The sequence below is a fragment of the Variovorax saccharolyticus genome (genome assembly GCF_030316765.1).
In the GTDB taxonomy this organism is placed as follows: domain Bacteria; phylum Pseudomonadota; class Gammaproteobacteria; order Burkholderiales; family Burkholderiaceae_C; genus Variovorax; species Variovorax saccharolyticus.
In genome coordinates this window covers 1-1,356 of sequence record NZ_JASZYT010000025.1, presented here as the reverse complement: position 1 = coordinate 1,356, position 1,356 = coordinate 1, and the positions used below count along the sequence as shown (strand labels likewise).

Sequence of the window (1,356 nt, the reverse complement as noted above, 5' to 3'; positions counted from 1 at the left end):
GGCCTGCCAGTTCCGAGGATAGAACAGTTCCGATTTCAGCCTACCGAAGAAGCCTTCACAGGCTGCGTTGTCAGGTGAGCACGCCTTGCGTGACATAGAGCGAATGAGGTTGGCTTCGCTCATTCTTGAGAGCCAGCCTGGCCAGCGGTAGTGGCCACCGCGATCGGAGTGGACCACAGGCCGATCGGTGGTTTGTGCGACCGTCTCGATGGCAGCATCCAGCATCGTGTTCACCAGCTCAGCGTCTGGGCTGGTTCCAATGGTCCAGCTCACTACCATCCCATCGAAGCAATCGATGATGGGCGACAGGTAGACCTTGCCCGCAGGGATCTGGAACTCTGTGATGTCCGTGAGCCACTTCTCATTTGGCGCCGCGGCCTGGAAGTCGCGATTGATGAGGTTCTCGGGCGCCGGACCGATCTCGCCAAGGTAGGACGCGTATCTGCGCCGCTTGGGCTTTGCAACAACCAGGCTTTCCTGTTTCATCAGCCGCTGCACCACCTTCTCAGAGATGGGGACTCGCTGCCTGGCCAGCGAAGCCTGCAGCCTGCGGTAGCCGTAGCAGCGATGATTCGACTCAAAGATGGCGGTGATGGCTTGCCGAGCCGAGAGGTACTTGTCGCCCACGGTTGTACGGGCTCGATGGTAAAAGTACGAGCTACGCGCAAGACCCAACTTGGCAAGGAGCTCTGGCAGGCCATAGTGCTCCCTGAGGGCGTCAATCAGCAGTGTCTTCTCCCGGTTGGTCAGGAGTTGCAGATCGACGCCCAGGCCTTTTTTTAACAGTTCATTGGCCTTGTTCAAGAGGTCCCGCTCAAGCTGCAGTTGCCTGACCTCGCGCCGCAGCGATTCAACTTGGCGCTCGAGCTCCGCCTGCTCTGGCGACGGCGGTGATTGATGGGTCTGTTTCATGGATGCGGGTGCCTCACGTCCCAGAAGCTGGTTCTTCCAGTTGTACAACGTCGGCCGGCACACACCTAATTTCTCGGCCAGGGCCTGCGCGCTTTCCTGCCGAGTGCAAAGCGCCATGACTCCCGCTTGCTTCAAGGTCTCAGGGTACCTTCGTTGACCAACCCTGCCAACGACCGCCTTGCGGCTCCCGGGAAGGGCCTCGCGAACCCATGCGGTCAGGGTCCCCCGGCCCGGATAGCCCAGCGCCCTCATCGTGGCAGCAATGCATCGATCGTGGGTGAGGTAGTGCTCGACAGCCGCCTTCTTCTGCGCCTGCGAGAACTTCGGTTGCCGACCTGCATAGCGCACTGGCAGGTCGAGGCGCTGCTGATACTCGCGGTACCAGCCCTTCAAAGCGTTCTTGGTTGGGTAACCCAACTGTCTGATGGTGGGCCTAACCCGTTT

General features: G+C 60.2%; 1 protein-coding gene. It reads right to left on the bottom strand.

Annotated elements, in window-relative coordinates; all coding sequences use genetic code 11:
• A partial coding sequence (locus QTI45_RS35310; RefSeq protein ID WP_286657672.1) for an IS3 family transposase occupies window positions 1–1,356 on the bottom strand: 1,356 nt, incomplete at both ends.